The organism is Holophaga foetida DSM 6591, assembly GCF_000242615.2.
In the GTDB taxonomy this organism is placed as follows: Bacteria; Acidobacteriota; Holophagae; order Holophagales; family Holophagaceae; genus Holophaga; species Holophaga foetida.
Map to the genome: position 1 here is coordinate 67,237 of NZ_KI912269.1, position 12,960 is coordinate 80,196.

10 protein-coding genes are annotated in these 12,960 nt (G+C 62.8%); 6 read left to right on the forward strand and 4 right to left on the reverse strand.

Annotated elements, in window-relative coordinates; genetic code table 11:
* Positions 1 to 123: 123 nt before the first annotated feature.
* Complete coding sequence (gene rpsU / locus HOLFODRAFT_RS0215770) at positions 124 to 330, forward strand: 30S ribosomal protein S21 (protein WP_005033802.1); 207 nt, start codon at positions 124 to 126, stop codon at positions 328 to 330.
* Positions 331 to 467: 137 nt separating this feature from the next.
* A complete protein-coding gene (locus HOLFODRAFT_RS0215775; RefSeq protein WP_005033804.1) occupies positions 468 to 2,897 on the forward strand; it encodes an endonuclease MutS2 in 2,430 nt (809 codons plus the stop codon).
* Here HOLFODRAFT_RS0215775 and HOLFODRAFT_RS21795 read toward each other — a convergent pair.
* Positions 2,880 to 4,796, reverse strand: coding sequence for a PAS domain-containing hybrid sensor histidine kinase/response regulator (locus tag HOLFODRAFT_RS21795; protein WP_158412979.1), 1,917 nt, complete (start codon positions 4,794 to 4,796; stop codon positions 2,880 to 2,882). The genes HOLFODRAFT_RS0215775 and HOLFODRAFT_RS21795 overlap by 18 nt on opposite strands.
* 368 nt (positions 4,797 to 5,164) lie before the next feature.
* Between HOLFODRAFT_RS21795 and HOLFODRAFT_RS0215785 the strand changes: the two genes are divergently transcribed.
* The 4 genes from HOLFODRAFT_RS0215785 to mscL all read left to right on the forward strand — a co-directional run bounded on the left by HOLFODRAFT_RS0215785 (position 5,165) and on the right by mscL (position 10,208).
* Entirely contained in the window at positions 5,165 to 7,342 is a 2,178-nt protein-coding gene (locus HOLFODRAFT_RS0215785) for an NADH-ubiquinone oxidoreductase-F iron-sulfur binding region domain-containing protein (protein WP_005033808.1), read from the forward strand.
* Between the two features lie 36 nt (positions 7,343 to 7,378).
* The gene (locus HOLFODRAFT_RS0215790) at positions 7,379 to 9,145 is read left to right on the forward strand and encodes an NADH-dependent [FeFe] hydrogenase, group A6 (protein WP_005033810.1); all 1,767 of its coding nucleotides are present in this window, start codon (positions 7,379 to 7,381) and stop codon (positions 9,143 to 9,145) included.
* On the forward strand, positions 9,142 to 9,687 hold the full coding sequence (nuoE, locus tag HOLFODRAFT_RS0215795) for an NADH-quinone oxidoreductase subunit NuoE (RefSeq protein WP_005033813.1): 546 nt from the start codon (positions 9,142 to 9,144) through the stop codon (positions 9,685 to 9,687). Before HOLFODRAFT_RS0215790 ends, nuoE begins: the two co-directional genes overlap by 4 nt.
* Before the next feature lie 122 nt (positions 9,688 to 9,809).
* Entirely contained in the window at positions 9,810 to 10,208 is a 399-nt protein-coding gene (mscL, locus tag HOLFODRAFT_RS0215800) for a large conductance mechanosensitive channel protein MscL (RefSeq protein ID WP_005033816.1), read from the forward strand.
* A 75-nt stretch (positions 10,209 to 10,283) separates the two neighbouring features.
* On the opposite strand, the gene lpxC is transcribed toward mscL, so the two are convergent.
* The 3 genes from lpxC to HOLFODRAFT_RS23490 all read right to left on the reverse strand — a co-directional run bounded on the left by lpxC (position 10,284) and on the right by HOLFODRAFT_RS23490 (position 12,805).
* Positions 10,284 to 11,195: a UDP-3-O-acyl-N-acetylglucosamine deacetylase gene (gene lpxC, locus HOLFODRAFT_RS0215805; protein ID WP_005033817.1), complete on the reverse strand. Its 912-nt coding sequence runs from the start codon at positions 11,193 to 11,195 to the stop codon at positions 10,284 to 10,286.
* Positions 11,196 to 11,310: 115 nt separating this feature from the next.
* Complete coding sequence (locus HOLFODRAFT_RS0215810) at positions 11,311 to 12,033, reverse strand: IspD/TarI family cytidylyltransferase (RefSeq protein ID WP_005033820.1); 723 nt, start codon at positions 12,031 to 12,033, stop codon at positions 11,311 to 11,313.
* A complete protein-coding gene (locus tag HOLFODRAFT_RS23490; RefSeq protein ID WP_005033822.1) occupies positions 11,978 to 12,805 on the reverse strand; it encodes a septal ring lytic transglycosylase RlpA family protein in 828 nt (275 codons plus the stop codon). The genes HOLFODRAFT_RS0215810 and HOLFODRAFT_RS23490 overlap by 56 nt, the downstream gene beginning before the upstream one ends.
* Positions 12,806 to 12,960: the final 155 nt, after the last annotated feature.

Sequence of the window (12,960 nt, forward strand, 5' to 3'; positions counted from 1 at the left end):
GTGTGGAAACCTCGATGATATCAGTCTCTCGATAATCATTCCTCGCAATTTCCCAGGTTCTGGCCTAATCTGGACGACGGTCCCTGCACGGGACGACGCCACAATGAAGGGGGGGATACATACATGCCTTTGGTTAAAGTCAAAGAAGACGAGACCTTTGAAAACGCGCTACGGCGCTTCAAGCGCAAGTGCGAAAAGTCCGGAATCATGAGCGAGCTCAAGAAGCGGCAGCACTTTGAAAAGCCCAGTGCGAAGCGTAAGCGGAAGATGCTGGCTGCCCGCAAGAAGACCCTCAAGCGTTTGGCCCAGGAGCGCCGCGTGATGGGTTGATCCCATCCCGTATAGCCCTGAGAAAAGGCCCGCCTTCCGGCGGGCCTTTTCTTGAAATCCAGGACGTTGCCCCACGCCCCCGCTGCTGATCATGCGTGTGATTTACTTTCCATCTGAGTTCAGACCGTACCTAGCCCATGAATCCCAATCTTCTCAGTGAACTGGAAGCCGTCGAATTCCCGACCCTCCGAGCCTTGGTGGTCCAGGGAACCCGAACCCGGCGCGGGCGGGTCCTGCTGGGAACCATGGATCCCTGGGACGGGCGTGCCCCGCTGCGCCGCCTGCGACAGCGCGAGCTTGAAGGCCTGTGGGAGAGCGACCCCAGCGCCCTGGCCATTGCCGCCTTCGACGAGGCGACCGATGAGGTCCTGAATCCAGTCGGCTGGCCCCAGCCGGAACACTGGCGCCAGCTCCGGGAAGGGCTGGGCTCCATGGCCACCCTCCTGGGGAGCATCGCCGCCCTGAGTTGGCCAGAGGATCGCCCCGCAGAGCCCGGCACCCACCTGGGCATCGACCCCCTCCAGATCACCGCCGCCCTGCTCCCTGCTCCCGAATCCATCGTGGAGCTTCTGGCCCGCAGCTTCACCGAGGACGGGCAACTGGATCCCCTGAGGGTACCGGCCCTGGCCGAACTCCACCGGGAGCGCCAACGCTGCTACCAGGCGGTCCAGCAGAAACTCCAGAAGATCCTTCGGGACGTCCCGGAAGCATTCCAGGAGCTCAGCATTGTGGAGCGGAACGGCCGTTTCTGCCTTCCGGTGCGCACGGAGCGCCGGGGCTCGGTTCCCGGCCTGGTGCTCGATCGCTCCTCCAGCGGAGCCACGGTTTTCATGGAGCCCTTCGAGGCCGTGCAGGCCAACAATGACTTCGTGGAGGCCGAGGCCGACTACGCCCAGGCAGTCCAGGCCTTCCTGCGGGAGCTCCTGGAGAGGCTCCGGAGCCGACGGGAGGACTTCACGGCCTGGCTGGCCTTCCAGGGCGAAGTGGACGAGATCCTGGCCCTGCTTCGCTGGCAGCGTCTTTGCGAAGGCACCCTCCCGGCCCTGGATACCCCCCGGATGTGCCTACTGGAAGCTCGCCACCCCCTTCTCCTCCCCCAGGTGCGTGCCTCCCTGGAGTTGGAACCCCTGGGCCACGAGGCCATTCCCCTGAGCCTGGAGCTGGACCAGCGTCGTCCGGGCCTCGTCATCTCCGGCTCCAATACGGGCGGCAAGACCGTAGTGCTCAAGACCGTGGGCCTGCTGGCGGTCCTCGCCCAGGCCGGATGCGCCATCCCCGCCCGCCCCGGAACGGAGCTTCCGACCCTGGCCACCCTCCACGCGGATATCGGAGATCACCAGACCCTCATCGGCAGCCTCAGCACCTTCTCCAGCCACATCCTGCACCTCCGGCGCATCCTGGGTCAGGCCAAGAGCGGGGGATTGGTATTACTGGACGAGCTGGGCACCGGGACAGACCCCAAGGAGGGCGCAGCCCTGGGCATCGCCCTCCTCCAGGCCCTTTCGCGGCGCCAGTGCTGGGTCCTCTGTTCGACACACCTGGGGGAAATCAGCCAGTGGGCCCTTCGTCACGAGCGATTCCAGAACGCCTCGGTGCAGTTCGATGAGGAACGCCTGGCCCCCACCTACCGGCTTCTGGTGGGCATGCCGGGGCAGAGCCGAGCCCTGACCATCGCCGCCAAGCTGGGCCTTCCCCGCTTCATCCTGGACCACGCTGAAAAGGTGCTGGGACGGCGGGAACAGGACTGGCGGGACTTTCTGCGACAGCTCGAAGCCGAGCGCACCCGCCTCCTGGAGGAGTCCGATGACCTGGCCAGACAGCGCGAAGCCATGGAAAAGGACCAGCGCATCCTCGCCGAACGGGAGGAGACCCTGCGCCGCCAGCAGGAAAAGTTCCAGCGGGATTCCAAGGAGAAGCTCCAGCGAGTCCTGGACTTCGTGGACCACGAATCCAAGCGGCTGGTGAAGGAGCTGAAGGAAAAACAGCGCGAGGCCTCGGCCCTCAACCCGGATCGCCTGGGAACGGAAACCCGGGAACGGGTGAAGACCATCGAGCAGATCGCCCGGACTGAGATGGGCGCCCTGCCCGCCCCCTCCCGCCCCAGCGGCCCCAAGGTTGAGCTCCGGCTGGATGGCTGGGCCCGGCACCGGGGCCTGGGGGTGGAAGGCCGGGTGGTCGCCCTGAAGGGGGACCGTGTCACCCTTCAGACCGCTCAGGGCAGACGCCTTGAGGCCCGGGTCGGAGAACTGGAGGCGCTGGTCCGCGCGGAATTCGAAGCGGCCCAGCGCCAGGGCCGCGTGCGGGTGCATGCGGAATACCAGGCCATCGAGGGAGAACTGAACCTCATCGGTCGAGCCTCCGACGATATCGATTTCGAGGTCCACCGCTTCGTAGAGGAAGCCCTGGCCTCAGGGTCGCGGTTCATCCGCATCGTCCACGGCCACGGCACTGGCAAGCTCAAAGCGGCCGTGCGCGCGGCCCTCAAGGGACACCCGGCCATCGCCCGCATCGAGGATGCCCCCCAGGCTCAGGGGGGGGCCGGAGCGACCCTACTCACCCTGAGGTAGGATCCCCAGGAGGAGATTCGCCAGGGACTTGATATCCACAGGCTTGTGCAGCAGAGCCACGGGCCCCTGCTCCATGCCGGCAAGCTCCTCCATATCCTGGCTGAACCCCGTCATCAGGATGATGGGCGTAACGATTCCCCCCACCCTTAACCGGGTCAGCAGTTCCATTCCCGTCATTTCGGGCATGCTCATATCGGAGATGATCAGGTCGAAACTCTCCCGAGCCAAGCTGAGCGTCTCCAGGGCAAGGGGACTCGAATCGAGGACCGAGGCGTGGTAGCCCAGGGACACCAGGATTTCCCTCATCAGGTTTCCCACGGAAGGTTCATCGTCCACCACCAGGATCCGCCCCCGCCCCCGGGCGGGCCTGCCCGTATTCGCTGAGGCCTCCACGGCGGTCTCCTCCGCCTCCGGAAGGTAGATGGAGAAAGAAGAGCCCACGCCCACCTCGCTCTCGACCCCGATCCCCCCTCCGAGAGCAAGGACGATGCCGTGGACGATGGAGAGCCCGAGCCCCGTCCCCTCACCGGTCTTCCTGGTGGTGAAAAAGGGAAGGAAGGCCTTCTTCAGGGTCTCCCCGTCCATACCGCATCCGCTGTCCTTCACCTGGAGACGGAGGTAGGGACCCGGCGCCAGGGTCACGCCCTGGAAAGTGACGGGTTCCGTGAAGAGCGCAGAATCCAGACAGACCTCCAGGTTCCCCCCCCTTTCCTTCATGGCCTGGAAGGCGTTGGTGCAGAGATTCATCACAACCTGATGGAGCTGGCCGGGATCGGCCTTGACTGGACGATCAGGTGCCTTCAGCTTCGAATGGATGGCAATGCTCTTGGGGATGGCGGCCCGGATGAGCTTCAAGGTCTCCTTCACGATGGGGCCGAGAAGCACAGGTTTTTTCACCTGCTCCCCTTGGCGGCTGAAGGTCAGGATCTGATCCACCAGCCCGGCGGCCCTCCGTCCGGCAGAGAGAATCTCCTGGAGGTAGGCGTTCAGCTTGTCATCGGCGGAGGCCCGCGTCAGGGCCATCTCTGCGTAACCCAGGATCGGGGTGAGGATGTTGTTGAAGTCGTGGGCGATCCCGCCAGCCAGCACCCCGATGGCCTCCATCCGCTGGGAATGCCGGAGCTGGGATTCCAGCTCCGCCTCCCGGGTCACATCCCTGGAGTCGATGACCACGTAGAGGATGCTTCCATCACTGCCCCTGACGGGAGAGAAGGTTGAGAGAACCTCACAGAAGGCCCCGTCCACTCGCTGGTTCTGGATGCGCCCCCTCCACACCTCTCCCGAGAGCACGTGATTCCACAGATCCAGATAGAAGAGCTGGTCATGACGGGGACTTCGCAGACAGCGGACATGGCAGCCCACCAGCGCTTTGACCTCGACCCCCGTCAGCTCACAGGTGGCAAGGTTGGCGTACAGGATCACGCCCTTGGTGTCGACGATGACAATGGAATCCGAGGCCTGTTCGATGGCAATGGAGAGCCGTCCCAGATCCGCTTCGACCCGCTTCCACTCAGTGATATCCCGGAAGATGCCAAACGTTCCCTGGCTATCCCCATTCCCTGAGAAGTGGGTTGAGGCGCTGACCAGGATATGCCGCCGAGCACCATCCGGCCTCCGGATCTCAAGATCGAACCCCCCAGTCTCTCCCAAAGCCCGCAGCCGCTCCTGCCGGGAGAGGGCGGCCAAATGTTCCGGCAACACGAAGTCCCGTAGGTTCCGCCCAATGAGCTCTCCGGAAGGAACCCCGAAAAGGGCCTCCGCGGCGGGATTCACGAAGAGGAACGTCAGGGCCCTGTTGACATAGGCCACCCCCTCCCCCTGAGCCCCCAGCAGGGAGGCGAAGCCCTGTTCCCATCCTGGACCCCCCTCCTCAACCAGGGAGCTTCGAAATGCGTCCACGACCTCATCCATAGCCAGTTCCTTGGAAACCCGGACACCGCAACCAGACCAGAAATTTCGAGAAAAAAGACGGCAGACAACACACGATGGCACCACTATAGGTTCCGACGCCATGACCTCAAGGGACTTCCGGACAGTCTTATGATAGGACCACTCCTACTGCAGCATTGCTTCAACATAGCCTTTGGCATCAATGACTTTCGTGTAGACTGGCCAGAGCGAAATGACTCAAAACCCCCTCTTCTCGGCGAGCAGAACAGATGTTTTGGTTGCCAACACAGCATATCGACACTTTTATATCGATACAAAAGACCGAAAATCACTTTTCCCATGCAGGGGACATACTATCCCCAATCGATGGAGCCGATATGCCAAACCCGGTAACAGACTTCTTTGAAGCATTGACAGACCGAACCCGTACGAGGCTTGCCGAACGCGGTGATGCCCAGAAGACCATCATCCAGATAGGCTCTGCCACCTGTGAACACGCCGCGGGCTCCCAGGATGTCCTGGAGGAGTTCACCAAGCACATCCAGGCCTCGGGCCGCGATGATGTGATCGTCCACAAGACGGGATGCACGGGTCGCTGCAGCAAGGAACCCATCGTGGGGATCTCGATCCCCGGACGCCCCCCTGTCAAGTACGAACGGGTCAATCGGGAGATCGTCCACAAGATCTTCACCCAGCACATCCAGAAGGGCGCCCCCCTCCCAGAACACGCCCTGGACAACTCCCTGGACCATCAATACGCCTTCGAATTCGTGTTCTGCCAGGGTCTCCGCTGCAATCATCTCGGCGGCTTGAAGGAGAGCTTTGAGCAGCTCCTCCGCCAGCACAAGATCCCCGAGGACCAAGTGCGGGTGAGCACCCACGGATGCTTTGGCACCTGCAGCGAGGAGAGCGTCGGCCAGGCAGCCTTCGTCCTGGTGCGCCCATCCAAGGTCGTATACCGGGTGAAGGATCAGACAGATCTGGAACTCATTCTCCGGGAGCACATCCGGGGCGGCCGGATCGTGGAGCCCCTCAGGGTCACCCGCAAACCCATCTCCCAGGACTTTTTCGACCTCTACGCGGACGTGAGCTTCTTCAGCGCCCAGAACCGCATTGCCATGCGCAACAGCGGCATCGTCAACCCAGAGAGCCTGGAAGAGTATATCTCCCTGGGCGGTTTCAAGGCCCTGGCCACGGCCCTATCCAAGGGAGACCCAGAATGGGTCATCAACGAGGTCCTGAAGGCCCGGCTGCGGGGCAGAGGCGGCGGCGGCTTCCTGACGGGCCAGAAGTGGAAGCTGGCCACCCAGAACGAGGAGAAGACGCGCTACATCATCTGCAACGGCGACGAGGGAGATCCGGGTGCCTTCATGGACCGGGGCATGCTCGAGTCCGACCCCTTCAGCGTCATGGAAGGCATGATCATCGGCGCCTATGCCATCGGCGCCTGCAAGGGCTTCTACTACATCCGGGCCGAGTACCCGCTCGCCATCAAGCGGATCCAGAACGCCATCGACCTCTGCCGGGCAGCTGGCCTCCTGGGCAAGAGCGTCATGGGTTCGGGCTGGGACTTCGATATGGAGATCCGCCTGGGTGCCGGCGCCTTCGTCTGCGGCGAGGAGACGGCCCTGATCCGCTCCATCGAGGGCGAACGGGGGCAGCCCAAGGTCCGCCCCCCCTTCCCCACCACCCGGGGCCTGTGGGGCAAACCCACCTGCATCAACAATGTGGAGACCTTCGCCAATATCACCGCCATCATCAACTACGGCGGCGACTGGTTCGCCCAGGTGGGCACCGAGGAGAGCGGGGGCACCAAGGTCTTCGCCCTGGCCGGCAAGGTCAAGCACACGGGTCTGGTGGAAGTCCCCCTGGGCACGCCCCTCAGAGATGTGGTCTTCGGCATCGGCGGCGGTGTCCAGGACGACAAGGCCCTCAAGGCCATTCAGACCGGCGGTCCAGCGGGCGGTTTCATCCCCGCCTCCATGGACACCCTGCCCGTGGATTTCGGTCCCCTGGCCAAGGTCGGTTCCATCATGGGTTCCGGCGGCATGATCGTGCTCTCCGAAGAGGATTGCATGGTGGACATCTCCAAGTTCTACCTGTCCTTCACCCAGGAGGAGAGCTGCGGCAAGTGCACCCCCTGCCGCGAGGGCACGACCCGCATGCTGGAAATCATGGAGAGGATCACCAGCGGCAAGGCTGTCATGGAGGATCTGGACAAGCTGGAGCGCCTGGCCCGCCTCTGCCAGCAAACCTCCCTCTGCGGTCTGGGCCGGGCGGCGCCCAACCCGATCCTGAGTTCCCTCAAGCACTTCCGGGACGAGTACACCGAGCACATCGTGGACAAGGTCTGTCGGGCCAAGAAGTGCGTGGCCCTGGTCCGCTACGAGGTCAGTCCGGACCTCTGCATCGGCTGTACCGTCTGCGCCCGGAACTGCCCCACGGAAGCCATCTCCGGAAACCGCAAGGAGGTCCATGTCATCGACCAGAACCGTTGCGTGAAGTGCGGCCAGTGCTACGAGGTCTGCCGCTTCGACGCCGTCGAGCGCAAGTAGCCCCCGTCACCGCCGACCTACCCAGGAAACAACACGATGACAAAGAAAATGATCAATCTGACCATCGACGGAACCCCCATACAGGTTCCCGCCGGCACCACTGTCATGAAGGCGGCCGAGCGCCTCGGCATCCACCTCCCCCGCCTCTGCTACCACCCCAACCTGAGCCTGGAAGGTGCCTGCCGCGTCTGCGTGGTCCAGGTCAAGGGTTTCAACCACTTCCTGACGGCCTGCAGCCAGGAGGTCTGGGAGGGCATGGAGGTCCAGACCAACAGTCCGGAGATCCGCCAGGCCCGGCGCGACATCGTCGAACTGCTGCTGGACAACCACCCAAAGGACTGCCAGACCTGCGATCGGGACGGCAATTGCGAACTCCAGCGGCAGGCCTACCGCCTGGGGGTCCGTGAGCGCCTCTTCGAGGGCCGACGCAAGGAATACCCCACAGATGAAAGCAGCAAGTCCGTGATCCGCAATCCCTCCAAGTGCATTCTCTGTGGGCGCTGCGTCCGGGTCTGCGCCGAGGTGCAGGGTGTCGGCAATCTCAGCCAGCACGGTCGAGGATTCAACACGGTGGTGGGCCCCGCCAATCTCAGCAACATGGACGATTCCGTCTGCATCCAGTGCGGCCAGTGCGTGGCCGTATGCCCCACCGCCGCCTTCCTTGAGCAGGACCACACCGAACGCGTGTGGCAGGCTCTTTCCATGCCCAGGGACGTCAAGCACGTCGTGGTACAGGTCGCTCCCGCCATCCGGGCCACCTTGGGTGAGACCTTCGACCTCCCCATGGGCACTCCCGTCACCGGCAAGCTGATCACCGCCCTGCGCCGCCTGGGCTTCGATACGGTCTTCGACACCAACTTCGGCGCCGACCTCACCATCGTGGAAGAGGCCACGGAATTCCTGAACCGCGTGACCAAGGGCGAGAATCTGCCCCTCCTCACGTCCTGCAGCCCCGGCTGGGTGAGCTTCCTGGAGAAGTTCTATCCGGAGATGATCCGCTACACCTCCACCTGCAAATCCCCGATGCAGATGACCAGCACCCTCATCAAGTCCTACTACGCGGAAAAGAAGGGGATGGACCCCAGGGACATCTACGTCGTAGCCATCATGCCCTGTGTGGCCAAGAAGTTCGAGGCCGCCCGGCCCGAGCACTCCCTGCCCGATGGCACCCCCTATACCGACGCTGTCCTGACGACCCGGGAACTGGCATGGATGATCAAGTCCTATGGCATCGACTTCAATGCCCTGCCGGACGGAGAGTTCGATCGTCCGCTGGGCATTTCCTCCGGGGCCGCCGATATCTTCGGAGCCACCGGGGGCGTGATGGAGGCAGCCCTGCGCACCGCCGCAGTCAAGCTGACCGGCGAGGAATTGGGTCCCCTGGTCTTCGAGGAGATCAGAGGAGTCACGGGCATCAAGGAGGCCACCCTCCGAGTCGGCGACAAGGACATCCGCATCGCTGTCTCCAATGGATTGAACAACGCCAAGCATGTCCTGGACGCCATCAAGAGCGGGGAAAAGGAATATCACCTGGTGGAGATCATGGCCTGCCCCGGAGGCTGCATCATGGGAGGCGGCCAGCCCTATCCCAGGGCCGACCATGATCCGCTGGATCCTGAAACCGCAAGAACACGCGCCAAGGCCCTTTACGGCATCGACGCCCAGAAGCAGCTGCGTCGCTCTCACGAGAACCCCGCCATCGAGCACCTCTACGCGGAGTTCCTGGGCGAACCCAGCAGCGAATTGGCCCACAAACTACTGCACACTCACTACCAAGCCCGCACACCCAGGGGGATTCGGTGAACCATCAGACATCTACCACAGACAACTGGGATGCCGTCCGGGCCGCCTGTCTCGAAATACTGCCCGAGCACATCGTGGCCTTCATCGAGCAGAACCAGGACCTGGAGCATTCCGAAGGCCAGCTGATCGCCACGCTCCACATGGTCCAGGCCCACTTCGGATTCCTGGGGCGGGACAAGATGCATGCCGTGGCCCAGTTGGCCCAGGTGCCCCTCGCCAAGGTCACCGGTGTGGCCACCTTCTACCACTACTTCCGGCTCCAGCCCCGAGGCAAGCACATCATCAATGTCTGCCTCGGCACTGCCTGCTACGTGAAGGGCGCCGATAAACTCAGCCAGCGCTTGATGGATGACCTGGGGATCCAGTTCGGCGAGACCACCAAGGACGGCGTATTCTCCCTGGACAGCACGCGCTGCCTCGGAACCTGCGGGCTGGCTCCCGTGGTGATGGTCGATGACCAGGTCTATGGACCTGTCACCCCCGGCGAGATCAGCATCATCCTTGAAAAATACTCAAGGAGAGAAAAGAGCTCCCGCCTCTGACGGGGTCCCCTCGCGAGGGTCGTCCGGTGCGCCTATGGCCCACCGGTCGTTTTTGTCCTCCGAAAGCCCATGAACGGATTACCCTGAAGGCTGTTCTCACCCTATTTTCCCGGGAGGTTCCCATGTCACTCAAGGACGATTTCAAAGCGTTCATCATGAAGGGTAACGTCGTGGATCTGGCCATCGCGGTCGTCATCGGCGGCGCCTTCGGCAAGATCGTCACCGCCTTTGTCAGCGGCATCGTCATGCCCATGGTGAGCTATGTGCTACCCAAAGGCGACTGGCAGGTGTGGACCCTCGGCAAGTTCGAGATCGGCAAGGTGCTCGGAGCGGCGGTGGACTTCTTCATCATCGCCCTGGTGGTATTCCTCGTACTGGTGAAGGGACTGAGCGCCCTGGCCAGCCTCAAGAAGAAGGATGAGACCCTCGCGGAGGCCCCGACCAGCAAGGAATGCCCCTACTGCCTGGAACAGATTCCCCTGGCCGCCAGGAAGTGCAAGCACTGCACCAGCGAGGTATAGACTTCTTTTTCCCAACCCCGAAGGCGGCGGGATTCAACCGCCTTCGGGGCCCATGCTCGGGCAGCTACAGCCAGCCTACGCAGGCATCGCTTGTCCAAGCCCGACAGGGAAGTGCCGAGCGGCCTTGAGGGGCTCCACCGCCGCCCAGGTCCATGAACTCTGGTCATCAAGCAGCGCCTTGACCAGAGCCACATGCATGGCGTGCCCTGCGGCATGGGCGGAAACCAGACCCTGCAGCGGCGCCCCCAGAAGGGCCAGATCACCGACCAGGTCCAGCATCTTGTGGCGAACCGCCTCGTCCTGGTAGCGGAGGCTTTCGTTCAGGGGCCCTTTGGGTCCGAATACCACAGCATTCTCCAGGCTGCCCCCCAGGGCAAGTCCGCGCGAACGCATGAACTCGATATCCTGCTCCATGCAGAAGGTGCGGGCAGAAGCCAACTCCCGACGATATTTCTCAGGGCTGAGGGTCAGTTCCCGAGACTGCCGACCGATGGCCGGGTGGTCGAAATCGATGGTGTAGCGCAGACGCAACCCAGGATAGGGCTCCACCTTGATCCACTTCTCCCCATTCCGGACCTCGACAGGCTTGAGCACCCGGACGGATCGGCGGACAGCACCGGGAAGCTCACAGACACCCGCTTCCAGAATGGCCTCCACCCAAGGGGCGGCACTGCCATCCAGAATCGGCAATTCCTCGCCGCCCACCTCGATCAAGGCATGATCGACACCCAGGCCAGACAAGGCGGAAAGCAGATGCTCCACGGTCGCAAAACGGATACCATCCTGCTCCAGGGTCGTGGCCAGACTCAGATCCCCCACCCGCCCAACCAGAGCCCGGATCTCGACACCAGATGCCGCATGACGGAAGCGCAACCCGGAAGGCTGATCCGATGGATGGATCGTAACCATGCAGGAAGAGTTGCTGTGAAGTCCGCGGCCTTCGACGGTGATGGAGTGCTGGAGAGTCTGGGAGAAGAAAGGGGACATAGAAGCCTCGCCGCAGAAAGAGCAAGATTCATTCCCAATATCAAAACCTTTTATTTCAACACTTAAACCCACACACGAAAGACGGACCTGTGGGCATGGAAACCACACACTGTGGTCACCCCCTCGGAGCCCTGCCCCAATCCTCCGGCGTGGTGAGCTTCAGGTTGGAAGAGGGGGATGGAATGATCCTGACCCGGAGCCCGAGGGCTTCCAGGAGAGAAACATCATCCGTCCCCTCGTATCCCACTTGGGCAGCCCATTCGAAAGCACGCCTCCAGACCCCCAGCCTGGCGACCTGGGGGGTCTGGGCCCGGTAGATCTCCTCCCTGGGTACCGTGGCCAACACACGCCCCTCGGCATCCACCCGCTTCAGAGTGTCGGTGGAGGGCTCCGCTAGGACAGCCCCATCCCACGAGTCAAGGGCAGCCAAGGCCTGACGGATGGGCTCAGGCGGCGGAAAGGGGCGCACGGCATCATGGATCAGCACGGGAATATCCTCGGCTAACGCTGCAGCGCCAAGAGCCTGCATCACGGAAGCCTGACGGGTTGCCCCCCCCGCCACCACCCAGGACGGAACCCCGAGGTCCCACCCCTGCACTTCCTCCAGACGATCGGGAGGCACCGCAAGAGAGACAGCCCTGAGGGGAGGCATTCCCGGCCCCTGGAAGGCCTTGATGGTCGCCCTCAGGAGCGGCACCCCCCCCCAGTCCCGGAACTGCTTGGGAACGCCGCCCCCCATCCGGAGACCGCGCCCCCCAGCGGGGATCAGCAGCAGGACACCGTCAGGAACGACGGAAGATGAAAGGATCGACGTGGGGCAAGGGACTGATGGGCTCATCAGGCATTTTCCCAGCTTCGACCGGCGAAAGGAAAGCCCCAGCCCTGAGTCGTTTCACATCCCGGCCGTTGGAGCTCTGAGCCTGCTGGTAAGCCGAGGGACCAAAGACCAGCTCCAGAGCCTTCTGAAGGAGCCCAAGGTTGGAGGGCATCACCAGGGCATCGGGTTCCACCGAATCGAGCGACGCCTCGAAAGATGTCTCACGGACCTCCCGGAACAGCACCCGAGCCGTCCCGTAAGCCAGGAAGCCGAGTTCCCGAGCAGCCTGGAGGGAAACATCCAGAACCCTCCCGCGAATGAAGGGTCCCCGGTCGTTGACCCGGAGGATGGCCCGCTTGCCGGAATCCAGATTCTCCACCTCGATCAGCGTATCGAAGGGGAGCGTGCGATGGGCACAGGTGAGTCCCGCAGGATCCAGGGCTTCCCCACTGGCAGTGCGCTGACCGCCGAATCCATCCCCCTGCCCGCCGTACCAACTGGCTACACCAGATTCTGTGTAGATGAACTCGGGAGCAGGCTTGGGAAGAGAGGGGGCCCGTTCAACAATCTGCCTTTCTCTCTGAGCCAGAGAGACCTGGGGCCGAGCACAATGCAGACAGAAGAAGGGAATCACCACAGGTGCCGCCAGCCGAGTGATGCTCCGTACCCTGGCCAGAAAGCCCCCGGTATGCGCCCGACGCTCCGCTGCGGGCAGGAACTGGACCTGAATGCCCTCGATCCAGATCGAAAAGGCACGGCTCACGTTCTCGCCAACAAAGGTCTGTAGATCCATGGGGCTCCCGGAAACAGCAAGGGTCCGTAGACCCAGTCAACCAGTTTAGCCCGATTTATCGCTTTGTAAAGGTTTGCACCCAAATGGGTGGACATACAGCCTTGCGAAGAAGGAAACGTCGACATAAAAAGCGACATTTTGCAAAAGCGGTACAG

Bases quoted from the DNA above. Each gene is read 5' to 3' on its own strand.
- HOLFODRAFT_RS0215785 (WP_005033808.1), top strand. From the start codon at position 5,165: ATGCCAAACCCGGTAACAGACTTCTTTGAAGCATTGACAGACCGAACC.
- HOLFODRAFT_RS0215810 (WP_005033820.1), bottom strand. From the start codon at position 12,033: ATGAGCCCATCAGTCCCTTGCCCCACGTCGATCCTTTCATCTTCCGTC.
- rpsU (WP_005033802.1), top strand. From the start codon at position 124: ATGCCTTTGGTTAAAGTCAAAGAAGACGAGACCTTTGAAAACGCGCTA.
- HOLFODRAFT_RS0215775 (WP_005033804.1), top strand. From the start codon at position 468: ATGAATCCCAATCTTCTCAGTGAACTGGAAGCCGTCGAATTCCCGACC.
- HOLFODRAFT_RS0215790 (WP_005033810.1), top strand. From the start codon at position 7,379: ATGACAAAGAAAATGATCAATCTGACCATCGACGGAACCCCCATACAG.
- mscL (WP_005033816.1), top strand. From the start codon at position 9,810: ATGTCACTCAAGGACGATTTCAAAGCGTTCATCATGAAGGGTAACGTC.
- HOLFODRAFT_RS23490 (WP_005033822.1), bottom strand. From the start codon at position 12,805: ATGGATCTACAGACCTTTGTTGGCGAGAACGTGAGCCGTGCCTTTTCG.
- lpxC (WP_005033817.1), bottom strand. From the start codon at position 11,195: ATGTCCCCTTTCTTCTCCCAGACTCTCCAGCACTCCATCACCGTCGAA.